This is a genomic window from Micromonospora sp. NPDC005172 (assembly GCF_040608555.1).
Taxonomy (GTDB): Bacteria; Actinomycetota; Actinomycetes; order Mycobacteriales; family Micromonosporaceae; genus Micromonospora.
Window position 1 is genome coordinate 1 of the sequence record NZ_JBEXIL010000076.1, and the last position, 23,332, is coordinate 23,332.

The 23,332-nt window shown below is 68.1% G+C and carries 19 protein-coding genes; 10 read left to right on the forward strand and 9 right to left on the reverse strand.

Annotated features, from left to right (window positions below; genetic code table 11):
• Positions 1–175: 175 nt before the first annotated feature.
• The 7 genes from ligA to ABZV06_RS30240 all read right to left on the reverse strand — a co-directional run bounded on the left by ligA (position 176) and on the right by ABZV06_RS30240 (position 8,380).
• A complete protein-coding gene (gene ligA / locus ABZV06_RS30210) occupies positions 176–2,272 on the reverse strand; it encodes an NAD-dependent DNA ligase LigA (protein ID WP_355625617.1) in 2,097 nt (698 codons plus the stop codon).
• Positions 2,273–2,536: 264 nt separating this feature from the next.
• Positions 2,537–3,145 carry a hypothetical protein gene (locus ABZV06_RS30215; protein ID WP_355625619.1) on the reverse strand — a complete coding sequence of 203 codons (609 nt, stop codon included), beginning with the start codon at positions 3,143–3,145 and terminating at the stop codon, positions 2,537–2,539.
• Positions 3,146–3,675: 530 nt separating this feature from the next.
• Complete coding sequence (locus ABZV06_RS30220) at positions 3,676–4,314, reverse strand: hypothetical protein (protein WP_355625621.1); 639 nt, start codon at positions 4,312–4,314, stop codon at positions 3,676–3,678.
• A gap of 236 nt (positions 4,315–4,550) precedes the next feature.
• Positions 4,551–5,210, reverse strand: coding sequence for a GNAT family N-acetyltransferase (locus ABZV06_RS30225; protein WP_355625623.1), 660 nt, complete (start codon positions 5,208–5,210; stop codon positions 4,551–4,553).
• A gap of 51 nt (positions 5,211–5,261) precedes the next feature.
• The gene (locus tag ABZV06_RS30230) at positions 5,262–5,948 is read right to left on the reverse strand and encodes a GPP34 family phosphoprotein (RefSeq protein ID WP_124777962.1); all 687 of its coding nucleotides are present in this window, start codon (positions 5,946–5,948) and stop codon (positions 5,262–5,264) included.
• Between the two features lie 15 nt (positions 5,949–5,963).
• Complete coding sequence (locus tag ABZV06_RS30235) at positions 5,964–6,977, reverse strand: acetamidase/formamidase family protein (protein WP_355625625.1); 1,014 nt, start codon at positions 6,975–6,977, stop codon at positions 5,964–5,966.
• Positions 6,974–8,380: an APC family permease gene (locus tag ABZV06_RS30240; RefSeq protein ID WP_355625627.1), complete on the reverse strand. Its 1,407-nt coding sequence runs from the start codon at positions 8,378–8,380 to the stop codon at positions 6,974–6,976. Before ABZV06_RS30240 ends, ABZV06_RS30235 begins: the two co-directional genes overlap by 4 nt.
• Positions 8,381–8,659: 279 nt before the next feature.
• Here ABZV06_RS30240 and ABZV06_RS30245 point away from each other — a divergent pair, with 279 nt between their 5' ends.
• The 9 genes from ABZV06_RS30245 (at position 8,660) to ABZV06_RS30285 (ending at position 18,548) form a co-directional block, all read left to right on the forward strand.
• On the forward strand, positions 8,660–9,892 hold the full coding sequence (locus tag ABZV06_RS30245) for a helix-turn-helix transcriptional regulator (RefSeq protein ID WP_355625629.1): 1,233 nt from the start codon (positions 8,660–8,662) through the stop codon (positions 9,890–9,892).
• Between the two features lie 3 nt (positions 9,893–9,895).
• Positions 9,896–10,612, forward strand: coding sequence for a creatininase family protein (locus tag ABZV06_RS30250; RefSeq protein ID WP_355625631.1), 717 nt, complete (start codon positions 9,896–9,898; stop codon positions 10,610–10,612).
• 275 nt (positions 10,613–10,887) lie between these two features.
• Positions 10,888–11,322, forward strand: coding sequence for an NUDIX domain-containing protein (locus tag ABZV06_RS30255; RefSeq protein ID WP_355625633.1), 435 nt, complete (start codon positions 10,888–10,890; stop codon positions 11,320–11,322).
• Between the two features lie 280 nt (positions 11,323–11,602).
• On the forward strand, positions 11,603–12,766 hold the full coding sequence (locus ABZV06_RS30260) for a cytochrome P450 (protein WP_355625635.1): 1,164 nt from the start codon (positions 11,603–11,605) through the stop codon (positions 12,764–12,766).
• A gap of 91 nt (positions 12,767–12,857) precedes the next feature.
• Positions 12,858–14,201, forward strand: a complete 1,344-nt coding sequence (locus ABZV06_RS30265; RefSeq protein WP_355625637.1) for a hypothetical protein — start codon at positions 12,858–12,860, stop codon at positions 14,199–14,201.
• A gap of 76 nt (positions 14,202–14,277) precedes the next feature.
• Positions 14,278–15,240 (forward strand): aspartyl/asparaginyl beta-hydroxylase domain-containing protein, encoded by a 963-nt coding sequence (locus ABZV06_RS30270; protein WP_355625639.1) that lies wholly within the window; start codon positions 14,278–14,280, stop codon positions 15,238–15,240.
• A 55-nt stretch (positions 15,241–15,295) separates the two neighbouring features.
• Positions 15,296–16,441 (forward strand): glycine amidinotransferase, encoded by a 1,146-nt coding sequence (locus ABZV06_RS30275; protein WP_355625641.1) that lies wholly within the window; start codon positions 15,296–15,298, stop codon positions 16,439–16,441.
• A complete protein-coding gene (locus tag ABZV06_RS30280) occupies positions 16,438–17,745 on the forward strand; it encodes an ATP-grasp domain-containing protein (protein ID WP_355625643.1) in 1,308 nt (435 codons plus the stop codon). Before ABZV06_RS30275 ends, ABZV06_RS30280 begins: the two co-directional genes overlap by 4 nt.
• 119 nt (positions 17,746–17,864) lie before the next feature.
• Positions 17,865–18,548 (forward strand): class I SAM-dependent methyltransferase, encoded by a 684-nt coding sequence (locus ABZV06_RS30285; RefSeq protein ID WP_355625645.1) that lies wholly within the window; start codon positions 17,865–17,867, stop codon positions 18,546–18,548.
• On the opposite strand, the gene ABZV06_RS30290 is transcribed toward ABZV06_RS30285, so the two are convergent.
• Positions 18,529–19,554 carry an aminoglycoside phosphotransferase family protein gene (locus ABZV06_RS30290; protein WP_355625647.1) on the reverse strand — a complete coding sequence of 342 codons (1,026 nt, stop codon included), beginning with the start codon at positions 19,552–19,554 and terminating at the stop codon, positions 18,529–18,531. The genes ABZV06_RS30285 and ABZV06_RS30290 overlap by 20 nt on opposite strands.
• Positions 19,555–19,777: 223 nt before the next feature.
• On the opposite strand from ABZV06_RS30290, the gene ABZV06_RS30295 reads away from it, so the two are divergent.
• Positions 19,778–21,163, forward strand: coding sequence for a helix-turn-helix transcriptional regulator (locus ABZV06_RS30295; RefSeq protein ID WP_355625649.1), 1,386 nt, complete (start codon positions 19,778–19,780; stop codon positions 21,161–21,163).
• Between the two features lie 3 nt (positions 21,164–21,166).
• Here the strand turns inward: ABZV06_RS30295 and ABZV06_RS30300 are convergent, their stop codons facing one another.
• Entirely contained in the window at positions 21,167–22,771 is a 1,605-nt protein-coding gene (locus ABZV06_RS30300; RefSeq protein WP_355625651.1) for a prolyl oligopeptidase family serine peptidase, read from the reverse strand.
• Positions 22,772–23,332 lie beyond the last annotated feature (561 nt).

Genomic DNA, 23,332 nt, shown 5'->3' on the forward strand with positions numbered 1-23,332 from the left:
TCCTCGACCTGCCCGAACAGGTCTGGATCAACAAGCCCGAGCCGCAACGACAAGCCGCTTAACTCCCGTTGGCCTCAATCCCTTGACACATTCCGCGAGCGCGGCGCCCGCACTCCCGCCTTGTGCGCGGCGTGGACGCCGTGCGCGGAGTCCACGGGTGCGACGGCGGCCGGCTTCAGATGCCGGCGAGCCGCTGGGCGAGTTCCTCGGGTGTGATGGTCTCGATGCCCAGCGACCGAGCCTTGTCGAGCTTGCTACCGGCCTTCTCACCAGCGACGACGAGGTGGGTGCGAGCAGAGACGCTTGAGGATGCGCGTCCCCCTGCCTTGGCGATCAGTTCGGTCATTTCGGTTCGGGACAGGTCCGAGAGAGGCCCGGTCATCGCACCGGTTACCACCACGGTCAGCCCCGTCAAGGGCAGCTCGCTCTCCGCCTCCTGGGCGGACGCCTCCGCATCGCCTTCAGCATCTGTGGGAGCAGCGGGAACGAAGCCGGGCTGGTTCATGTTTACGCCTGCGGCGACGAGCTTGTCGATGACTGAGGCGAGGTCGGCCAGTTCCTCGACGATCACGGGGGCCTTCTCGTTGCCGATGCCGTTGACTTGCTCGAGAGCGACGGCGTCGGCGTCTCGGATGGCTCGCATGGAGCCGAAGTGCGCGGCGATGCGCAGCGACATGGAACGGCCGGTGCCGAGGACTCCGAGGGCGCAGAAGATGCGATTAAGGGGCTTGGTCTTGGCCGTCTCGATCGCGGCCATGAGGTTGTCGGCGCTCTTGACCCCCATGCGGTCCAGGGTGAGTAGCTGATCGCGGGTGAGGGTGAACAGGTCGGCAAAGTCCTCGATCAGCCCCTTGTCGACGAGTTGCACGATGATTTTCTCGCCGAGGCCGTCGATATCGAGCGCGTCGCGGGCCACGGCGTACCGGATCGCCTCTTTCTGACCGCAGGAGCGTCCCCGCGCGCAGCGCCAGCGCTCCTGGCTGCGGTCGATGCCGGAGCCGCAGCGCGGGCAGAGTTCGGGGAAGTCGATGGGCTGCTCGGTGCCGGTACGGAGACCGGCGACCGCGCCTTCGACGCGGGGGATGACTTCGCCGGCTCGGTAGACGATGACGTGGTCTCCGAGCATCAGGCCTCGGCGGGTGATGTTGGCCGGGTTGTGCAGAGTGGCGTAGGTGATGGTGGTGCCGGCGACGTCCACGGGGTCGAGGACAGCCCGGGGGGCGATCACACCGGTGCGGCCCACGCTCCACTGCACGGCGCGCAGCACGGTGATCTTCTGGGCGGCCGGGAACTTGAAGGCGGTGGCCCAGTGTGGGGTGCGAGAGCCCATCCCGGCCCGGATCTGGTCGGCGGGGCTGTCGGCCTTGATCACGACACCGTCGAGTTCGATGTCGAGTCCTGCGCGCAGGGCGCCGATCTCGTGCACCCGGTTCACCACCTGGTCGAGGGTCGCGTAGGTGCGGGTGGCGAGCGGGGTGTCGGTCATCGTCCCTAGCCCGAGATCGGCGAGGCGGGCGATGAGCTGGGTGTGGGTGAGCGCGGCGAGGCCGGGGGCGTCGGTGTGCTCGGGATGGGTCAGTGCGGCGTAGGCCAGGAAGGTCTGCCCGACTCGGTAGGCCCGGTCCTTCGCGCGCAGCGAGCCCGAGGAGGCGTTGCGGCGGTTGGCGAAGGCCGTGGCGCCGTGCGCGATCCGCAGCTCGTTCGCAGCGGCGAACTGCTCCTCGGTCATCAGGACTTCGCCCCGCACCTCGATCGTGACCGATTCGGTCAGGGCCATGGGCAGGCCGATGATGTCCCCGATCGCGTGGGACACGTCCTCCCCGGTCGTCCCGTCGCCACGGGTGACGAGTTGAACCAGCCGGCCCTCGCGGTAGCGGGCTGCCAACGCCACACCGTCGAGCTTGGGTTCCACCGCCCAACCTGCCACCGCGGCTCCGCCCAGCCGCCGCTCCAGCGAGACGGCCCACGCCGTCAGTTCCTCGTCGGAGAAAACGTTGCCCAGGCTGAGCATCGGAACGGGGTGCACGACATCGCCAGTTGTCACGCCTGCCGCGACCTGCTGGGACGGGGAGTCGACCGCAATCTGTCCCGGGTGCGCGTCCTCCCACGCGGTGATACCGCGCAGCAGCCGATCGTAGATCTCGTCGTCCAGGCCTGATTCGCCGGAACCGTAGTAGGCATCGGCGGCCTTCCGCGCCTGCGCGACGGCTTCGAGATAGGCGGCCTCGTCAGCGAGGTCGACAGCGAACGCCGCTGCGGAAGGTGTCGTCATGCCGCCCATTCTGCTAACTGCCCCTGACAGCACGTCGGCAGCGCTGGTGAGATGCATCCCTGGTGTCGCGTGGGCGCAGTTGGGTGGGGTTCTGTCCGCTGGTCCGGTAGGCGGGGGCGGCCGAGCGGGGGCGGCTTGTCAGTTCCGGGTCGTGCCGGGGAGAGCCCGAGCGTGCGATAGAACGTGTCGTTCTCGAAGCCTCGGTGCGGGTCGAACGTGCGGAGAGCCCGCCGAACCGGTGGGAGCCATCGGTGTTGTGGGATGTCATGCGGCTGGGGACGGCAGGTCCCAGTTCGATTTGACGCGTGGATGCAGGTGCGGTGATGGCGGCGGTTCGTCATTCGACGCGCCGGGGGGTTCCCACCACCGCTGAGACGAGTGGGTGTGGGTGAGGTAGAGGAAGTAGTTCTCGACGTGCCAGCCAGTGGGCGTACGGCGGGCGTATTCGTAGGCGAGGACCTCGCCGGTGCTGGGGTGCAGGATCAGGAGATCGCGGTCGTTGTGGCCGGTGGCGGTGATGCCGATGCCGCCGCGACCGCCACGGTCGATCACCCGCGAGTAGTAGGTGATCGGCAGGGTGTCGCGCAGAACGGCGAGCGTGGTGGCGCGTTCGACGCGCCGCGGGCTGTACCAGTTGGCGAGCGAGGCAATTCCCCGCAGCACCGCCTGGGGCTCGGCGGTGTCGCCATAGCGGCGGTGTATCCCGTCGCGCACTGCCCCGCTGTCGGTGAACGCACTACCCGGTTCGACGAAGAGGATTTCGCCGGGTAACCACCAGTCCTTGGTCACCTCGACATACCCGCGGGGGTAACTGGTGAGCAGCTGCGCGCCCGACCGGTCATCGGCGCGCCAGCGGATGATGTCCCGCACCATCATTGGGTCGCTGGGCCAGAGGCGAAGGTGGATCAAGTCGTAAGTGCCCGTCGTGAGATCGCAGCTACTGGCGGACACCTGCCCGATCAGCTGGTGTAGTCGTGTCGCGGGCGGGTGGGGGTACCACAGCCGGGTCGGCCCCGCGATCCGCGTGCTATCGACCACCTGTTGCAGCTCAGTGGTGGACGCGTTGCGTGGTGTCGTGCAAGGCCCTGCGTCGGGACGGGCTGATCCGGCAGATCGGATGGAGCAGCCCGGCAGCGGACTACCGGCCAGCAGCAAGACCGCGATCTTGACAGCGGTGTGGCCAAGCAGCGTGCGAGGTCGCAGGGCGCCTGCGAACCGGTATGCCGGCGTACGCGTGTCGCCCAGCGGCCCCGTGGTCGCACTGATCGGCCGGAGGCACCTCGTGCGGTCGGCGCCGGTCACCGGTTGCACCGTGCCGGGCCGGTGGCGCAGGCCAGAACCCCGCCGGCTGCCGGCTGCGGCGTCGACCGTGCTTCCGTGGTTGACGACCCGGTCGATGCTTGTCATGACCACCGCGCCTGGCTGCAGACGGCGCGATGGTTCGAGCTGGTAGGCGTCCCCGCGGTGTCGGTGATGCGGGCGCGGAGAGGATCGCCGCTCGGCAGGTACCTGTTGGCGATGGTCGTGGCGGCGGTGAGGCAGCGGTGGGCGACGTCGGGCCATCCGCAGTCGCGGTAGAGGCACGCGAGTTCGGTGAGCGTGTTCAGGCTGACTGGTGCCTCGGGGCCGTGCCGGTGCGCGGCGGTGGTGTAGACGTCGGCGAGGTCCCGGATCGCCTGGTCACAACAGCCGACGCGGTGGCGTGCCTGGGCCAGGCCGGCGCGGGCGTACAGGGTCCGCTCGTGGCTGGCGCCGAGGTGCGCAGTGGCGAGGTCGACCAGGTCGCGGTAGGCGGTGACGGCCTGGTCTGCGTGCCCGTTCACGAAGGCCAGGGGTGCCAGGAGCGCCGCCGCGTCGAGTTGCTCGGCAGGTGGGGTGGCGCGGTGGGCGAGCGTGCGGGCGTAGACGGCCCATTGGTAGGCGTCCGTGAGGTCGCCGAGCGTCTGCCGCGCCGCGGCGTGGTCGATCGCCGTGCGAACGGGCGTGTGGTGTGGCCCGCACGCCGGTTCCAGTACCCGGGGCGTCGGCGTCCGCGTCGACATGTCCGTTCTGACTCCTATTCATGTTCGATCTTGGGGAAAGAGGGCTGGTGTGGCCGACGGCGACAGTGGGGGCCTATCGCCGTCGGCCACGTCGGTCGCCGCGGCCCTCCCCTTTCCTGGGCGGGCGACCGGCTTGTGCGCCCCGGCGCGGGCTCAACCGCGACTGGCTGGCGATGACGCGCACGACTGTGATGCGAAGACGCGGCGTGATGGCTGAGCTGTCGCCTCCGGGCTCACTATGGGGCGACGGGCCTTGCGAGCGTCGGGGCGACGGTGGGGTTGGTGGCGTTGAGCCGCCCCGATTCGTGAGCTGGGCGTGGGGCGCGGTGCATCAAGGTCACCGTTGGCCCGTCGGGGAGGGTGAGCGTCAGTCGGGGAAGGTATCTGTGCCGGAGGTACAGGTCCTGGGTGTCGGGAAGGGTCTCCGTCCAGGCGGGCAGGTTGATGCGGTCGAGGCGAGCTTCGTGGTGGGTGAGCAACGCCGCGCCGAGGCCACCCCGCTGTTCGTCGGGGCGCACGGCAAGGATCGCCAGGTGGTGGTGCGGGCCGGTGGGCCGCTGGGTGGTGAGCAGTTGGTCGAGGATGTCGAAGCGCTGCGCGTGGGTGCCGGCGGCGGTGTCGATGCGGCTCTGGTAGTTCGCGGGTGGCGGGATGGGCCGGTAGCGGTGAAATGCGACGGCGGTAGCGCTCAGGTCATCGGTGACCTGAATGTCGCCGTGGAACATTGCGTGCTCTACCCAGATCGCCGCGACGTCGGCCAGGACGCCGCGGCGCGCGGCCGGGTCGGGCACCAGCCACTGGGCGAGTGGGGTGGGGTAAACGGCGTCGGCAACAAGTGCGGCGACCGGATCTTTGTCCGCCCAGCGGGCGGAGCGTATGCGCGGAATGACGTCCATGAGTTCTCCAAGCACGGCGGGCAAATGGATAGCTGCCGGTGGTGTCCGGGGTCAGCGGTATGCGGCGGTGGCGAGGTCCCCCACTGCGGCGTCGACCGCCGCGGTGATGTCGCGTACCGGCTGGTAGTGCTGTTCGGCGATGGTGCGTAGCTGTGCGGCGAGCACGGTGGTGTCGTCGGCGAGGTAGAGATGGTTGAGCAGCCCGAGGGTCGTGACCAGCCCGGCGAGAGCGGCGGTGTGGTTGTCAGGCTGGTTGCGGCCGGTGGCGATGTAGTGCAGCCGGGCGCGAGCGACGACCGGCCACTTGACGTCCAGGAGCAGGTAGCGGTCGGTACGGGCGAGCCCACCGAATCGGCGGCGCTGCTGGTGGCGCAGGATCCCACCGGCGACCAGGCCCGCGCGGGTGCGCTCGTACAGAGCGTCGTGGAACCCCCGCACCCAGCCGCGCAGGGATGGGGCCGGGCGCGCGTATCGGATCGACGAGAGCGCGCTGTCGGCGATCAGGTCGCCGACCGGCTCGTGCAGGCGCAGCCACAACCTCCGCTCTGTGCCCGGCTGGTCGTCACCAACGGCGGGGTCGAACGCCACGCGACCGGCGAGGAACAGGTCGATCAGGACCGCGCCGGCGAGGCCGAGGGCAAGGGCCTGACGGTGGATATGCAGCTGGCCGGTGTCGTCGTCGTGCCCGAGCAGGAACAACTCGTCGCGCAACGGCAGTTGGGGAGGCAGGGCGGTCATCAGGTCATTCCTGCTCTACCGCAGCCCGGCGGCCCGTTGCCGCAGCCGGGCGTGCACGCCGTCGTGGACGGGCTGCGGCTGCGGGAGCAGCGCCTTGTCCACCGTGGCGAGGACCGTGTAGTTGGGGTCGCAGACGTTTCCGATCGGTGCCCTGCCTGCCTGCGAGACCAACTGGTAGGCATCGAGGTCGTCGAGGCCGGTGAGCTGACTCGTCCAGGCGACGAGGTCGCGGTGGGCGATGCGGTAGGCGTCCTCCAACGGCCGGGCGCAGCCGATCGACATGATCTCCCGGTCGGTCTCCAGTCGCGGCCAGGCCGTCGACACCCCTTTGATCACCTCGACGGTCAGGGTGGTGATCGTGGCGATCTCGACGCCGACGCCGCACGCCTCGCCCTCACCTTGACGGGCGTGCCCATCGCCGAGGGCCAACATTGCGCCGTGCACGTTCACCCCCAGGTAGAGAGTGGTCCCGGCACGCAGCTCCGGGGTGTCCAGGTTTCCACCGTGAAGGTCGGGAACGATCGTGGAGCGGGCCTCGAACCCGCCGGGAGCGACGCCGATCGTGCCGATCATCGGGTCGAGCGGCAGGTCGATGGAGTGGTCGCTGGCCGTGGCGTGGAAGCGGACCGTGCCGGCCTGCCGGTCGATGTCGTACACCCACACCCGCTCCTGCAGCGGCGGCTGCAGGGTGGCGGTGTGGGACGTACCGGTCAGCGCCCCGAAGTGCGGGAACGTCGAGGAGACGCCCCAGTTGCGGGCAGGGGTGACGGCGGCGAGGTGGATGGCGAGGGTGTCGCCGGGTTCGGCATCCTCGACGAAGAACGGCCCGGACACCGGGTTCAGGTACAGCATGCGGCACACCTGCGACGGCAGGTCCGCCGGCCCGCGGACGAGGCCGCCGAAGCAGTCCTCGGTGTGCACCTGCAGGATGTCGCCGGAGCGGACGTGGGCCACCGGCATCCGCCCGCCGAAGGTGTAGGCGAGTTCGTCGCGGGCGGGACGGTACGTGATCGTGTCCATGGCGGTCACACCCGTTCCACGTGGCGGGCCTGCGGCTGCGAGGGTGCCAAACCCGACAGCGCGGGCCGGCGGCCGGCCAGGTAGAGGCCGGCGAGAACGACCACGCCGAGGGCGAGCCAGGCCAGACCGAGGCGCTGCGCGGCGATGTTCGCGTTGACCACCACGTAGGCGAGGATCGCGAACCCGATCCCGGGCATGACCAGGTGCGCCCACCAGTTCCCGCTGCGCTGGCGGATGAGGTGGTGCACGACCACGGAGACGTGCAGGACCAGAAAGGCGACCATCGCCCCGAAGTTGATCAGCGACGACAGCAGCGTGATCCCGTCCGCGCGGGTGGCCATGTACAGGCCGAGCACCAGGGACACGGCTCCGGTGAGCAGGGTGGCGTTGATCGGCACGTTGCGGCGGATCGACACCTTCGCCAAGAAGGCGGGCAGTTGCCGGTCCCGCGCCATCGCGTACAACAGCCGGGACGTGGCGACCTGGGCGACCATCGAGTTCGGCAGGCCCCACGCGATCGCGGTTGCTACCGCGCACAAGGTCGGCAGCCACCCTCCGCCAGCCACCTGCGCGGCGTCGTAGAAGGCGGTGCCGTTCGGATCCCCGTCGCTGAGCAGCGAGGCCGGCTCGGGGACGAGCATCGCGGCCAGCCAGGTCTGGGCGATGAACAGCACCCCCGCCAAGACCAGGACGGCGGCCATGGCCCGGCCGATCTGCCGGGAACCGCCCTTGGTCTCCTCGGCCAGCATGGAGATGCCATCGAAGCCGAGGAAGGACAACACCGCGATCGACACCGCACCGGCGACAAGCGACCAGGTGAACGTGTCGGAGTTGTAGAACGCGTCCCAACTGAACCGACCCCTACCCGAGGCAAGAGCCCAACCGGCGACAGCGAGGAAGACCGCCAGGACGACCAATTCGCCGACCAGCATCACCCGGGTCACCATCGCGGTCATCCGCATCCCGACAGAGTTGACGACCGTGTTGACCGCGACGAACACGAGCAACCACAACCAGACCGGCACCGCCGGCACGGTGGAGTGCATCGCCACCGACGCCACCAGATACAGCAGACCCGGCACGAGGACGTAGTCGAGCAGGATCACCCAGCCGGCCAGGAACCCGACCGGTGGGCTGATGCCCCGGCCGGCGTAGTTGTAGACGCTGCCCGACATCGGGAACGCCTTCACCATCTGCGCGTACGAGAACGCGGTGAACACCAACGCCACCACACCGACCGCGTACGCCAGGGCCACCATCCCGCCGGAGCCGGCGTACACGCTGCCGAAGATCGCCATCGGCGCGATCGGCACCATGTACACCAACCCATACGCGACCAAGTCCCGAAACCGAAGTTGGCGGCTCAGTTCCTGTCGATATCCATATCGGGACAGCTCATTCTGGAGACTCATTAGACTCCTCAAATAGTCGACGCCTGGCTGATCTCACGACTTTGCAGCTGGCCCGTCAGGAAGGGCATCTGCCCGTCGACCCGAATCGCCGCCAATAGTTCGCCTGGCGCCCGGACGGGTATCTCAACAACGAGAATTGCGCACCGGGCCAGACGAGTCGATAGCGGTGATGCGGACACAGGGCGTTGTCCGCATGCAACTGTCCGCGTAACGTTCGATCACGTATGGTCAGGCCCGTCTGACTGCGGCAGCGACGGGAAACGGCATCCAGGAGTACCGGTGGCTCAGGTTCCACGACGGCTGACCCCGCATCGATCAGTGCTGCATGGGTTCGGTGCCGTGCTGCGAGAGTGGCGCGAGTGCCGCGGGCTGTCTCAGCGCGCTCTAGGCAGGCTGGTGCACGTCAGTGGGGACCTCATCGGCAAGGTGGAGAAGGCTGAACGTTGGCCGTCCGCCCGCCTCGTCGAGTCGTGTGAGGCCGCACTGCAGGCGGGTGGTGAGCTGCTCCGCTTCCTGCCAGACCTCGAACGCGAGCGTCGACTGACTGGCCTCGACCACCGCTCGGCCAGGGGTGCCGACGGCCTGCTCGGGGGCGTCATGGATCATCCCGAGGATTTTGACCTGCTCCCACCCTGGCACGAGCAACTCGTCCGCCTTGCCACTGCCGGAAATCGCATCGGTTATGCGGGGATGGCGTCCACCGCCCATGCGCAGATCAGCGCCGCTGCCACCATCGGGCGGCGGAGCAGCGCAACCGACCGTCGAGACGTACTCGTCGCCCAGGCACTGTGGGCCGAGTTCCTCAGCTGGATCGACGAGCAGAGCGATGCCGCCGAGGCGGACGCATGGCTGCGACGCGCCCAGCAACACGCCGTCGAGGCCAACGCGCCGGCACTGGCAAGCTACGTCCTGATGAGGCAGAGCCAACGCGCCCTCGAACGATTCGACCCACGTAGGGCCGCTGTCCTGGCGCGGCAGGCGCTGGACGAGGTCCGGCTACCAGGCCGCATTCGCGCTCTTCTGCTGGTCCGTCAAGCCCAGGCTTACGCGATGGGAGGTGACCAGAGCGCCTGTGTAGCCAGCATCGACAAGGCGCATAGGGTCGCCGGCAGCGCCGACGAGGACTCAGAGCTGCCGGTCGATGTTGGCGCCCACTGCAACCCGGTGTACGTGGCTGCCCACGAGGCGCAGTGCCGTCTGCTGCTCGGCCAGCCGGCGGCGGCAGCCAATCTCTACGAGCAACTCCTTCAGCACTGGCCAGCTCAGTGGCGCGTCGACGAGGCCCTGTGGCGATCGGTCCTGTCTACCGCCTACGTCAACAGCGGCGACGTCGAACGCGCTGCGGCCGAGGCCACCAAGGCCCTGACCTTGGCCGCTGGTACCTCCTCCGCCCGGGCTCTGCGTTGGTTGAACCCCACGGCGGTGGCCCTTCGACAGCAGCCAGCCGTTCCCGAGGCGGCGGCCTTCGTGCTCGCCTACCGGCAGGCGACTCTCGAAGCATGTAACCATTAGCCCGTGGACCTGATCACCACGGCAACGAGCACCGACGAGTCCAAGCGAGCGGCGTCCATCGCGGTCCTCCCCGTCGGGAGTTTCGAACAGCACGGCACCCACCTGCCGCTGCTGACGGACACCATCGTGGCATGCGCGATCGCGAAGGCAGTCGCCGAGCGCTACCGCCTCTTCCTGCTTCCACCCGTGACGATCTCCTGCTCCCACGAGCACGCCTCGTGGCGTGGAACGGTCAGTATCAGCGCCACCACCCTCGCCGCCGTGGTCGTCGACATCGCCACCTCCCTGCATGAATCGGGCATCGATCAGCTCGCAGTGATCAACGGACACGGCGGGAACTACGCGCTTGCCAACGTCGTTCAGGAAGCCAACGTCGCCGGACCGCGGATGACTCTGTTCCCTGCTCGGGCCGACTGGGACGACGCTCGACTGGCCGCCGGCCTGTACAGCACCGCCCACCAGGACATGCACGCTGGCGAACTTGAGGTTTCACTGCTACTGCATGTTGCGCCGGAGGTGGTGCGTGACGGCTTCCAGCATGCCGACCACGTAGCGGACGACCGACGCCATCTGCTCACGCGAGGGATGGGTGAATACACCACCAGCGGCGTCATCGGCTTGCCGTCCCACGCCACTGCGGCCAAGGGCAAGGCAGTGCTCGAAGACCTTGTCCGCTCCTTCGCCGACCATTACGGCCTCCTGCCGGAGCCCAAGGCATGAGCAGGAATTGATGGCGGCAGTCCGGGCACCGCGTTGCCGGATCGACTGACCGGGCGACGTCTGCCATCGTCGCCTCGGTCGAGACCGCCCCATGCGGACAAGTGCTGTTGTCCGCATCCGGTCCGCATCGATCATGGAGCCAGTGGATGTCTAATGGTTGACCTGAGGCGCTGACGGCAGCTCCATCGTCGTTCGAGCGGGCAGATTATGCCTCGCTTCAGCGCTGTAGGGGCGCGGCCTGGTATCGAGCCCCCGACGTCGAGCGGAGGGTCGTCATGCCCGAAAAGGTCGTCACACACAAGGCGCTCTGCTACATCGTGCGGAACAGGCGGCTGCTCGTTTTCCGGCATACCGACTACAGCTACGAAGAGGTGGGCATCCAGGTACCGGGTGGCAGCATTCGCCCTGGTGAGACTCCCGAGAATGCGGCGCTGCGCGAGGCCCGCGAGGAGACCGGGCTCACGGACTTCAAGGTCGTCCGCAAGCTGGGTGAGTCCGAGTACGACATCAGCCCTCTCCGGTTTGAGATCCAGCAGCGACACATCTTCCACCTGGAACTCACCGAGCCCACGCCACCGCGGTGGTTGAGCCAGGAAGACCACGACGGCATCCATCAGCCCACCCAGTTCGAATGCTTCTGGGTGCCGTTGACGGCGGGACACATCCTGCAATCCGGCCAGGGTGCGCTCCTGGGCCGACTCTACGACTGACAGATCCGCCTCGGCGCTCGAAGCCACACGACCAGGACCGGCCCTCTGATCTGCCTCACGAAGTCCGCGGCGCGACCGCACGCCGCGTGCACCTGATCCCGAGCGAGGCCTCGGCCCAGGTGCGCTGCGGTGAGTCGATTGTGCCGGCCGACCAGAAGCCTTGCGAGAGGAGGTCGACCCATGTCCTACGACCACTGATCCGGATAGGCGAGGCCGGGGCCGGCCTGCGCCAGCCCCGGCCCGATCCTCAGCCGATCCGGACTGTCAGGAGGGTTGCCCAGTGCCCCTGACCACCTACGATCCATTAGATCCGTCGACGCTGACCGATCCGTATCCGGTTCTCGCCACTCTGCGACGGTCCACTCCGGTCTTCTGGCACGAAGGTATGCGCTCCTGGGCGCTGACCCGGTACGACGACTGCGTGACCGTGCTGCGCGACCATGAACTCTTCGCCCGCGACCCACGCCGCACCGGGGGCACCGTGCCGCAGCCAAGCCTGAGCGTGCAGTCCTTGGATCCTCCGGAGCAGTCGCAGGTACGCAGCCTGTTCATGAACGCGCTGCATGCCCAGGACCTGGTCGCTGTCGAGCGGCGAGCCGGACAGGTCTTGGCCGCTTGTCTCGACGAGATCACCGGTCGCGTGGAGTTCGACGTGATGACCGAAATCGCGGCACCGTTGGCGGTAGCAGTCATCTCGGACCTTCTCGGCGTCGACCAACCCGACGTGCACTCCTTCGCCCAGACGTCGGACGCGATCATGCGGAGCATGGACGCCGGCCTGGATCCAACGACTGCCGAACCAGGCAGGATCGCCCGCCAGCAGTTGAGTGCGATGGTCGAGACCTGGTTTGCCGCCTCTGGTCGGCCCGGCGTTCTGTCCCACGTCAGAGAGCATGTTGGTCCACTGTCCGACGCTGATCTCGGTCAGTATGTGCGCAACACCGCCCGGGTGATGTTCCAGGGCGGATACAGCACGATGGTCGCCGCTGTCGGCAACGCCGTGCACACCTTGATGCGGTATCCGCAAGTACTGGATCAGATGCGCGATCCGGCCGTCCTACGTACCGGTGTCGACGAGCTGGTCCGCTATGACGGGCCGGTGCAGGGCACGAGCCGAATCGCGACCGCGACCACCACGATCGGCGATGTCACCGTACGCGCGGGCGCAAACGTCCTGCTCCTCTTCGCCGCCGCCAACCACGACCCGGCGCAGTTTCCGGAGCCGGAACGTCTCCTGCTCGACCGCAGGCAGGGACGACATCTCGGCTACGGATGGGGCACCCACGCGTGCATCGGCACGGTGCCCGCCCAGATGGCTCTGCGCGTACTGGTCAACGGACTGCTGCAGCACCCGATGCGGCTCCGGCTTGCTGGAGAACCGCTTCGTCGTCGCACCGCGACCATGCGCGTCTTCGAGTCGCTGCCGGCCACCTCCCACCGCTGACGATCCACCCCTGACAGCCCGCACTCGCCGACGACGGCCCACTCGCCGGACGGAGCCACCACCTACAGCGCCGCGCTACCTGGGAGCGAGCATGAGGATTCTCATCGGCAACCACATCGACCCCGCCATCCGAGACCGCAAGGACCTGCGCGCATGGACGCAGCGCGTCCTGTGGTTCGCCCGCGACGGCGACCTGATCGTGCTCAGCGACGAACCCGATCCGCAGTTTCTGCACTACGCGACCTCCTTCACTGGTGTGGACCCGCAGGCACTGCGCATCCTGATCCCGCCAGCGGGTAGCCACGCCGGACTGCTACTCGACCCCGAGACCCTGATCAGAGACGACTTCCTCCAGACCGTCCGCGGCGCGCTCGGTGACGACGGCCCAGAGCGTGTCGACGAGGTCTTCGCGCTGTGGCCTTCGGCGTCCGTGGCCCGCTTCGCCGCCGCCCTGGGCATCCGCGCCCGCTTCGCTGGCAGCGACTTCTTCGCCCAGGGAGGCGGGGAACTGGTCAACAACAAAGCGACCTTCCGAGCTCTCGCTGCCGGCGCCGGAGTGCCGACTCCCGCGGGCGCGGTCTGTCGTAGCGGCGGCGAAGCGGTCGACGCGACCGTATCCCTGTTGGGTGGGGCGGGCGCCGTCGTGGTGAAACAAGCGCACAACGGCGCTGGTGTCGGCAACCAGCTCCTGCTTCGTGATCCACGGCTCGCCTCCGACCACGTCGGTGCCCGTCACCTCTACCACCTTGCCGACGGTGGCAGGGAGACGGTCAAGGCGTACTGGCGTCAACGCTGGGACTGGGCCTCGGCGCATGAGCGCTTCCCCGTCGTCATTGAGGAGTTCGTCCCGGAGGCCAGGTCCGTCTACTCCGAGCACCGCGCCGACGATGCGGGGACACAGCCCACCGAGTCCGGGGAGCTGCTGTACGTCGGGCGGCGTCTGAGCCACCAGATCGTGCCGCTGCGCGGCATGGACGACGGCGTCCGGTTACAGCTCTTGCGGGGTGGGGGACGGCTGGCCGACACCTACCGTGCGTTGGGTTACCGCGGCCATCTGAGCGCGGACGCGATCGTCACCGCCGATGGGCGAGTGTTGTTCACCGAGGTCAACGCACAGGTGTCCGGCTCACTGCACATCTATCAGGTCATCGCTCATCGCATCGTCGACACCGCGGCGGCCCCACGGCGGTCGGTGGTGGAGTACCACACCGCTCCGACCTGGGCCGTTTCCGACGCCGACACCTTCTTGAAGGCAGTCGACGAGCTCGGGTACGGCTATGACCCTGTCACCCGCACCGGTGTCATCGTCTCGATGCCGATCATCCCGGTCGGGGCCGAGAGCGCCCACTTCCTCTTCTGCGTCGCCTACGGGGAGGAAGCCGAGCACCAGGCGATCTGGGACGGGCTCGATTCCCGCTTTCGCGGACATGCCTGAGGCCAACCGCGGCAGTGACAGCGTCGACGCTTCCCGCCGGCACCTCGCCTGACATTCGAATTCGAGGAGGTCATCAATGCTCCCATCCGAGCGCCCCGCGCTTGCCGAGGCTGCGAGGCTCACTCCGTCCTTCGACGCCGACCGGCTCGCCTGCGAACTGGCCGATGTCACCGGCCACCGTTGGCAGCACCAACGCATCCACGCGGTCGGCGGTGACATCGGCGCGGCCGCCACGATCGACTGGCGGGTCCTGCCGCTCCGAAGCCCTGATGGCGACGCAGACCGCACCGATCCTGGCGGCCCAGGTCCGATCGACTTTGCCCCCACCGAGTGGCTACGGCAGCTGCCGTATCTACGCGAGATCCTCGCTGCGGTCCCGGCCCCACTCAACGCCGTACGGTTGATGGCACTTGGCCCTGGCGCCACTTCGCGGCCACACCGAGATCCGAAGTACGCCCTTTCCCGGGGCCTCGTACGGCTGCACATCCCGCTGGTGACCCACGAGGATGCGGTGCTCGTCCTCGACGGCGTTGAGCACTGCTGGCAGCCCGGGCAGTTCTGGTACGGGGACTTCTCTCGGCAGCACCTGGTGCGCAACACCGGCCCAGTCACCCGGATACATGCAGTGATCGACGCGCTGTTCACCGCAGAGTTGGCCGCACTGTTCCCCACTGCCTGGCAGGTCGCCTTCGCCGACACGGACATCCTGTTCAACCGGCCGACGCCGCCGCCGGCCCCCTGCCCGGTGACGCTGCCGCACACAGTGCATGTTCCCCGTGGCTTCACTGACTTCGACAACGACCAGCCGTTGGACGGTCCACCAGAGCTCGCACGGGTCGATGCGCCCGACGGACGGCTGACGCTCAGCGCCGCCGGTCGCGTTTTCGCCCTGACGCCGGTCGGCCCGGATGAGTACCGCTTCGCCGGTTGGAGCGAACAGCGCAGTCTAGAACTCACCCCCGGCGAGACGGTGCTCTACGCGCGCCGTGGTCGGTCGCGAGAGCAGCACCGCCTGCCCGTCCCAGCCAACCTCTTATGACGGGCACGGTGCCTTCCCGACCAGCGCCCGATCCACGCACACAAGAAGGTTCATCATGAAGCTGAACAGCCACGACGACTTCACACCGCTGCGCGAAATCATCGTGGGATCCGCAGCCAACTACCTCAGTCACGACCGCGACGTCACCTTTGAGCTCTTCCACCACGACAATCTGGGGGGCTTCCGATCGGACTGGGCATATCCCCGCCTGGCCGTGGCTGGCAACGAAGACCCGGGGCGCAGGTGGGAGATCAGCCGCCGCTACACCGCGGAACTCCATGAGGACGTCGAGGGCCTGGCCGCTACCCTCGCCGATCTCGGCGTCACGGTGCACCGGCCGCTATCGCTGCCACCCGACAGCGAACCCATCGCCGGTCTGGGATGGCAGGCCGCGCCCACGCCGGCCCTGAACATCCGCGACAACACCCTCATCCTCGGTGACGAGATCATCGAGACGCCACCCGCCATCCGCTCCCGCTACCTGGAGACCCGTCTGCTGGCCCCTGTCTTCCGCCACTACTACCAGGCTGGGGCCAGGTGGACGACGATGCCGCGACCCACGCTCACCGATAAATCCTTCGACCTCTCCTACGCCCGGGACAGCTCCACCACCCTGGGCGGCCCAACCGAACCGATCGCCGACGCCCGACCAAGCCCGTACGACGTCGGGCCCGAGATGATGTTGGACGGCGCCCAGGTTCTGCGTCTCGGCCGTGACCTGGTGGTCAACATCGCCCACGACAACCACCGGATGGCAGTCGACTGGCTCGAGCGGCACCTCGACGGCCGCTACCGGCTTCACCGGGTCTACCGCATGGCCGACAACCACATCGACAGCATGCTCCTGGCGCTGAAACCCGGTGTGTTCCTCGCCCGCCACGAAGGTATCCGTGACCAACTGCCCGCGCCGCTGAGGTCATGGGAGTTCATCGTTCCACCGCAACCCGACCCCGGCACATTCCCCGCCTACGACGACGCCGACCTGGTCCTCACCAGCCCTTATATCGATCTCAATGTCCTGTCCGTCGACCCGGACACCGTTCTGGTGAACGAGGACTGCCCTGGCCTACTCAAGACCCTCGACACCGAAGGCTTCACCGCCATCCCAGTACGGCACCGACACCGACGGCTGTTCGGCGGCGGGTTCCACTGCTTCACCCTCGACACCCACCGCAGCGGCCGGCTCGAGGACTACCTGTGAGCAACACCCCGCGCATCCTGCTGCTAGAACCGGGCGGGCCAGAGTCCGGCGCGCTCATCGAAGCTGCGGCCACCCGCGGCTACGAGATTCACGCCGCCATCACGCCCGACCAGCACGCCGCCTACGGTCCCGACCTGCGCCGACGCTGGTCCGGCACTCTGCAGACCGACTTCTCCCAGGCTGAGCGTGCCCTGTGCGACGTCGTCGACTACGCACGCAGGCTCGGCGCGAACGCGGTTCTGACGACCAACGAATACCTCACCCCGCTGCTCGCACAGGCGAGCGCCGCACTCGGTCTGCCCGGCAACGACCCAGCCCGAGCCGGGGCGGCCCGCAACAAGATCGCGATGAGTCAGGCTTTCGCACGCCACGGCGTCAGCGCCCCCCACACCCTCGTCATCGAAGACGAGGAGCAGCTACGCCGCCGATGCACCACGGACCAGGTCAGCTTCCCCTTTGTCATCAAGCCCAGCGAGGCCGCCGGTTCCGCCGGCGTCACGGTCGTCTGCGAGGCGGCCGCCGCCACCGGTGCCTGGCGGGCCGCCCGCACCCTGAGCGGCATGTACGGCATGCCGCTCGACCCGCGAGCCCTCGTTCAGGAATACGTCGAGGGCGCCGAGTACAGCGTCGAGTCGCTGACGCAGGACGGAACGACGACGCACCTCTGCGTAACCCGTAAGAACGTCACGGCCGGAGCGCACCGAGTGGAGATGGGCCACAGCCTGCCTGCAACCCTTCCACCTGCGGTAATGCAGGCCGTCCATCAGCAGGTGGAGCGCGCCATCGACGCCGTCGGCATCCGCAACGGCGCCTCACACACCGAAGTGATCCTCGGCTCGGACGGCAGGTGCGCTGTGATCGAGATCGGTGCCCGCGTCGGGGCCGGCCAAATCGGTTTCCTCATCCACCATGCCCTTGGCGTGGATCCGTGGTCGGCGCTGCTGGACGTCGCGCTCGGCCGCCCCGTCGAGCTCACCGCCACTCGTCGCCGCCATGCCGCCGTACGGTTCCTGACCAGTCCGACGGTCGGGCGTCTTCGTTCGGTCGCCGGCCTCCCCGAACCCGGCACCGGGATTCCGGACGTACGGCTGCGCGTCGCGGTCGGCGATGTCGTAGGACCGGCTCAGGCAAATCGTGGACGTCTCGGCTACTTCCTCGTCACGGGCGCAGACCGGAAGAGCGTCGATGACCGAGTGGAGCAAATAGTTCGCGGAATCACCATCACGATCGACCCGGAGGACACCGGCGGCGAGGCAGCACATCACCAACGCTCCCGTCGCTTGGCCGGCCGCAAGGCGCGATGACCATGCCCAGCAGACCGGCACCCAAGCGGGGGCACTCCGCACCGCCCCTGGCGGATGAGTTCGACGAACTATTCCGGAGCGAGGCCCGTAACGGCAAGGGCTTCGCCAGAGTGGTGCGGATGGTCGACCCGGCGTTGCCGTCGGAGATCGAACCGTTCTCCTTCCTCTCCGCCAACCTCCTCTTCCACATCCGACAGCAGATCGCGATCGACGAGGGCGCCATTCTCGCCGATCTAGGATGTGGGCGCGGCGGCCCTGGCCTGTGGCTGGCCCGCACCACAGGTGCCACCCTGGTCGGCGTCGACTTCTCCCCGGTCGCGACGACCTTGGCAAGGCAACGTGCCGCAACCTTCGGAATGCAGGCCGACGCCCACTTCGTGGTGGCTGATCTGAGTGCCACGGGACTTGCCGACCACGCCGTAACCTCGGCGATCTCCGTTGATGCGCTGCAGTACGCCTCCGATCGGACCGCGGCCGCTGTCGAAGCGCGGCGCATCCTCCGTCCCGGAGGACGCCTTATCCTCACCGGCTGGCATCCACGGCATCCGGGTGACATTCGATTACCCGAGCGGCACCGGTTCAGCGACTGGCCCCGAGTTCTTACCCATGCCGGCTTCGTCGATGTGGAGTGCACCGAACGGCCTGACTGGACCGAGGCCTACCTGCGGATCTACCGAACGGCGCTGGATCTGGGCGACCCGGACGGGGATCGCGCGCTGGCGGGTCTCCAGGCGGAGGCCCGAAGCCGCCTTCCGACCGCCCACCTGCTGCACCGGGTGCTTGTCACCGCAACCGCCGGCTAGCCTCATCGGGACGCGCTCCGGTGAGCTCGGCCAACATGGCCGCCATGGCTTCGAATGTGCCTTGGACACCGTCGGCCTTGCCGAGTCGATGACGCTCCAAGCGGATGGCACCGATGTGCCGCGCCTCGTAGATCAGCGAGCGCAACACCGCAGCCGCAGAGCGATCCGGGTGCCCGTAACTGTCCCAGAACGCGTCACGTTCGGTACCTGGCTTCGCCGCGGCCATCCGGATCGTCCAGTCCGCAGCCGGGTCACCCCACCATGTGCGGTCCAGGTCGAGCACTCCGGTAACGCTAGGCTCGTCGGCGACGGGGTCGAGCATCACATTGACGGTCCACAGGTCGCCCGCAAGCATTCGCGGCTCGACGATTTCGTCGAGGACGCCGCGGTGCTGGCCTGCCACCGCAGCAACCTCACGCACGTCGGCAGCGTCCAAGCCGACGCCGTCGAGATCGGCGGCAATGTCGTACAACGAGGCCACCACTGCCTGGCTCCACGTCGCGAATGCCGGACCTGCGACGGGACCGAAGGAGGGTCCCCGCACCCCATGAACTCGAGAAGCGATTGTGCCCAACTGTCGGAAGAAGCCAGGCCAGGACGATCGGGGGTAGGCGCCGAGACGATCCGGAGCGGGAACGCCATCAAGGAGCGTTTGCACCAGATAGTCTCGGGCGATCACCTCGTGAGACCAGTCCGCTGCGATGACCTGCGGCATCAGCGGCGCGAGCACGGTCAGCCAAGGCACACTGGCGAACTCGTTTCGCATCAGCTGTCGCTCGCTACGGAACTGCTTGTTCGGCTCCGGGGCGACCCGCAGCACTACCGGCCGCTCCCGCCCCGCTACGACGACCCGGTAGGTGTTGTTGTACATCCCCGAACCCAGCTCGATGGCTGACACGACGTGTGCGTCGGCACCGAAGACCCGCCGGCAGACCGCCTCGATCTCGTCGGCGGTCACCGACTGCTGAAATGACCCGGGCTTGCGCTCGATCGGTCGGAATTCCATGACGGCATCCTTGCGCTCATGGTGAGCATGGACGGACAGCCATCAGTCTGACAGGCCAGCATCCGGCCCTGCCCGCTTCTCCGCTCACCGCCTACGACCAGCCTCTTCAAGCTATGGCCAGGTGTCTTACCGGTGACGAATCGTAGTAACATCAGCGTTCGTCGACCTCTGCCGCCTGTGTACCTGGATGCGGTAGCTGCGATGCACTCGAAGGGGATGCGCCATGGGGCAGACGCCGCGGACATTGGAGGCGTTCGCATCGGAGCGCCATTTCTTCGGCGCGGAGCTCCGTCGCCTGCGCGAAGCGGCGCAGTGCTCGCAGGCGAAGCTTGGAGCAATGATCTGCTTCAGCGCGGACCTGGTGCGCCGGGTGGAAACAGCGGACCGGTTCCCATCCCGCAAATTCGCTGAGGCGTGCGACGTGGCACTCTCGGCTGGTGGCGCACTCACGCGTATATGGCCATTGATCGAGGAGGAGCGTCGCAGGACCCGAGTGGTTCCAAGCGCGGCCAGCCCTTCTGCGGGCGGCACTGCTGTATCCACCGCTGGCCAGACGAGGGTTGGCGAACGCGCCGAGCTGGTCAGGCGGGTCCCTTTTCAGCCCGGCGTTCTCGATCGCGCCGCAGTGGAATGGTTGACCGCTGAAGTCGGCTCGCTGACGCAGGGGGTCGACGCTCCGGCCCATTCGGGATGGGTGTCGGAAGAGAATCTCCAGGCTGCGGAGACCGCACTGGCTATGTTCCGTGAGTTGGACCACACCTTCGGGGCCGGCCGAGTCCACGCCCAGGTGCAGCGCTACATCGAGGGCGAACTCAACCAGCTACTGGCGGCCCTGCCCGCGAACGAGGCCGTCCGTGTTCACCTACACAGGCTCGCGGCGGGATTCTTCGAGCTCTGCGGGTACCAGGCGGTCGACACCGGCGCCTACGGTCTGGCCCAACGCCGCTATCTACGCTCCCTCCGGCTGGCCCAGTCCGCCGGTGATCGCGTGTACGGCGGATACCTGCTCGCGGTCAACATCGCTCACCTGTCCCTGCACTGCAACCACCCCGAGCCCGCGCTACGGATGGCGCTCGCAGCGTTGACGGGCAGCGAGACTCACGCCACGCCGGCCGTGCGGGCCGCGTTGCACGCCGTGGTCGCCCGCGCCCAGGCCCGACTCGGGCGCGAGGCGGCCTGCGCCACCCACCTCGACGTCGCGGAACGGCAGCTTGCCCGCAGCCGAACGGGCGAGGAGCCGCCCTGGATCCGGTACTTCACTGCCGCCTACCTGGCCGACGAACTCGCCCACTGCTTCCACGATCTCGGCCAGCCCAGGCAGACGCAACGACACCTCGGCGCAGCCCTCGCCGGGCTTCGTCCGTCACACGTGCGCCGGCTCGCGATCGACACCGCGCTGCTCGCCTCGTCGCTGGCAACGGCCGGACGAATCGACGAAGCCTGCGCCACAGCACGCACTGCGGTCGACCACGCCGCCGCGACCCTGTCTCACCGCTGCGTGCAACGCATCGTCGACGTTCAGGTCGACCTCGATCCTTACCGGGGCGAGCCGGAGGTACAGGAACTCGGCGAGTACGTGCGGCACCGGCTACCGTCCGCGGTGGTGTAGCCGTCAGCCGGACGCCACTGCGGCCATCGCCGAGCGGTAGTGAGCGAGCTCCGCTTCCAGCGCCCGTGCGGCGTGAGTCGAGGTGGCGACATAGTGCCCAACCCCGTCGAGCAGCATCAGCTCGTGCGGCAGGCCCCGATCGCGCAACTCTCCGGCGAGTTCCCGTACGTCATCGACGGTCGCCACGTCGTCGGCGGTGCCGTGGATCATCAGGATGGGTCGTCGGATGTCCGCAGCATGAACTCGCCCGGCACCACCGCGCAGCCGGTTCGCGTGTGCGCGCTGGAATCGAGGCACAGTTTCCGCCCAACGCTCGGGATGGACGATCGCTGACACGGCTGTCGCCGCGGCGAACGGACCGTCCCGGGCCACCGCGTGTAACGCGGTGTACCCGCCGGCGCTGGCCCCGCGGACGAACACCGCGCCCGGGACTGCCCGGCCCTCGGCCAGCAGGTATTCGGCGACGGCACGGCAGTCCATTACGTCGTCGATGCCCCAGCGGCCGTAGAGAGCCTGCCGAAACGCCCGCCCGTACCCGGTGCTTCCGGTGTAGTCGACGTCGACGACAGCGAACCCGCGGCTGGTGAAGAACTGCGCCTGCCAGTCCAGCCGCACCAGGCAGGAAGCCGTCGGGCCCGGGTGCGCCCGCACGATGACAGGCGCACACCAGTCCGTTGCCGCCCCGGTCGGCGGATCTACCAACGCCACCACCTCCCGGCTGTCCTCAACCGGGATCCGCAGTTCCACGGGAGTCGACACCGCCAGCCCATCCAGCCCCGGATGCTCGGCCCGGGCCAACACCTCCACCTGCGGCTCGTCGCCCAAATGCACCAGCGCCACCTGCGGCGCCACCTGCGGCGACGACCCCACCAAGGCCACCGACGCACCACCCACCACGAGGTACGGCTTGATTGACGTGTAGGGCAACTTCACCGGCGTGATCGCTCCCGAGCGATCAATGACGGTCAGGCGGTGGCGCGGTCCTTCCTGCACCACCATCACAATGCGGCCATCAGCGAGGAAGTCGTACGAGGCGTAGCCCAACTCCCACGGCTCTGCCGCGCACTCCGCCGCCATCGGAGCCAACGGCTCGACCGATTCCCCGTCCCAGCGGTAGAGGTTCCACCAACCGCTGCGATCCGACACGAAGTACAGGGCGGCGTCCGGCCCCCACCGCGGTTCCACCACCGACTCCGCCGGCCCGCCTGCGAGCTTCACCGGATCGCCCAGCGACCCGCCGGCACCAAAGGGTGCCGCCCACAGCTCGCTCGCGTCCCACGGCATGTCCCGCTCGCTCCATCGCAACCAAGCCAGCAGTCCCGGGCCGGTTCGCGGGGCGCCGAAGAAGCCCGAGGTCTCCGCAAGCACCCGCAACTCCGGGGCACCGACGAGTGAAACCGCTACCAGGGCATCGCCGTCGTCGGTCTCCCGTACACCGAGTAGCTCGCCGTTGCCGATCGTTAGGTCACCGAAGGACGACGAGTCCTCCACCATCAGGCTGACGTTGCCCTCGGCTACCCGGTAGAGACCGCTCGCGCCAGCGCACCACACCTCATCGCTGCTTGCGGCATATGTGCCACCACCGTAGGCGTGCACACTGCTGGTCACGCCGAACCCCGACGGAGTTACGTCGGCCACGCCGTCGTTTGCCGACCACCGCACGAGGGTCGGCCCGTTCCCAGAGCCCGGACGGGACTCCAGCCAGTACAGCGTGTCCCCGACCCTGCGTAGCTGGTCGAAGCTGATTGACGCGCGAACGGCGCTGACTGCAGAGACGGCATCAGTTTCTGGTGCCAACTCCACGGACCCCTCCTCAGACGACCGCCGCCAGCGATCCGTCGCGATGCTCCATGGCGGTGGAGCAGGATGCCATTGTCGCCTACACGCGTCCGGTGAGCCGGAGGCGGGCCAGCACGTTGGCGATCTCCCGAGTCTCCTCGCGATCTGGGCCCTAGACCTCCAACCTCGCAGCCACGAGCAGCCAGCCACTGCACGACGGCCACCACAGCGTGAGTGCGCTCCAGGCCGAACTCTACCGGCGCGATCTTGACGACCATGTCGTCGACGGCGCACACGGAATGTGTCAAGGGATTGAGGCCAACGGGAGTTAAGCGGCTTGTCGTTGCGGCTCGGGCTTGTTGATCCAGACCTGTTCGGGCAGGTCGAGGA

Excerpts from the sequence above, each read along its gene's own strand:
- ligA (WP_355625617.1), bottom strand. The coding sequence starts at position 2,272 with ATGACGACACCTTCCGCAGCGGCGTTCGCTGTCGACCTCGCTGACGAG.
- ABZV06_RS30215 (WP_355625619.1), bottom strand. The coding sequence starts at position 3,145 with ATGGTGCGGGACATCATCCGCTGGCGCGCCGATGACCGGTCGGGCGCG.
- ABZV06_RS30220 (WP_355625621.1), bottom strand. The coding sequence starts at position 4,314 with ATGTCGACGCGGACGCCGACGCCCCGGGTACTGGAACCGGCGTGCGGG.
- ABZV06_RS30225 (WP_355625623.1), bottom strand. The coding sequence starts at position 5,210 with ATGGACGTCATTCCGCGCATACGCTCCGCCCGCTGGGCGGACAAAGAT.
- ABZV06_RS30230 (WP_124777962.1), bottom strand. The coding sequence starts at position 5,948 with ATGACCGCCCTGCCTCCCCAACTGCCGTTGCGCGACGAGTTGTTCCTG.
- ABZV06_RS30240 (WP_355625627.1), bottom strand. The coding sequence starts at position 8,380 with ATGAGTCTCCAGAATGAGCTGTCCCGATATGGATATCGACAGGAACTG.
- ABZV06_RS30255 (WP_355625633.1), top strand. The coding sequence starts at position 10,888 with ATGCCCGAAAAGGTCGTCACACACAAGGCGCTCTGCTACATCGTGCGG.
- ABZV06_RS30265 (WP_355625637.1), top strand. The coding sequence starts at position 12,858 with ATGAGGATTCTCATCGGCAACCACATCGACCCCGCCATCCGAGACCGC.
- ABZV06_RS30270 (WP_355625639.1), top strand. The coding sequence starts at position 14,278 with ATGCTCCCATCCGAGCGCCCCGCGCTTGCCGAGGCTGCGAGGCTCACT.
- ABZV06_RS30275 (WP_355625641.1), top strand. The coding sequence starts at position 15,296 with ATGAAGCTGAACAGCCACGACGACTTCACACCGCTGCGCGAAATCATC.
- ABZV06_RS30285 (WP_355625645.1), top strand. The coding sequence starts at position 17,865 with ATGGTCGACCCGGCGTTGCCGTCGGAGATCGAACCGTTCTCCTTCCTC.
- ABZV06_RS30290 (WP_355625647.1), bottom strand. The coding sequence starts at position 19,554 with ATGGAATTCCGACCGATCGAGCGCAAGCCCGGGTCATTTCAGCAGTCG.
- ABZV06_RS30295 (WP_355625649.1), top strand. The coding sequence starts at position 19,778 with ATGGGGCAGACGCCGCGGACATTGGAGGCGTTCGCATCGGAGCGCCAT.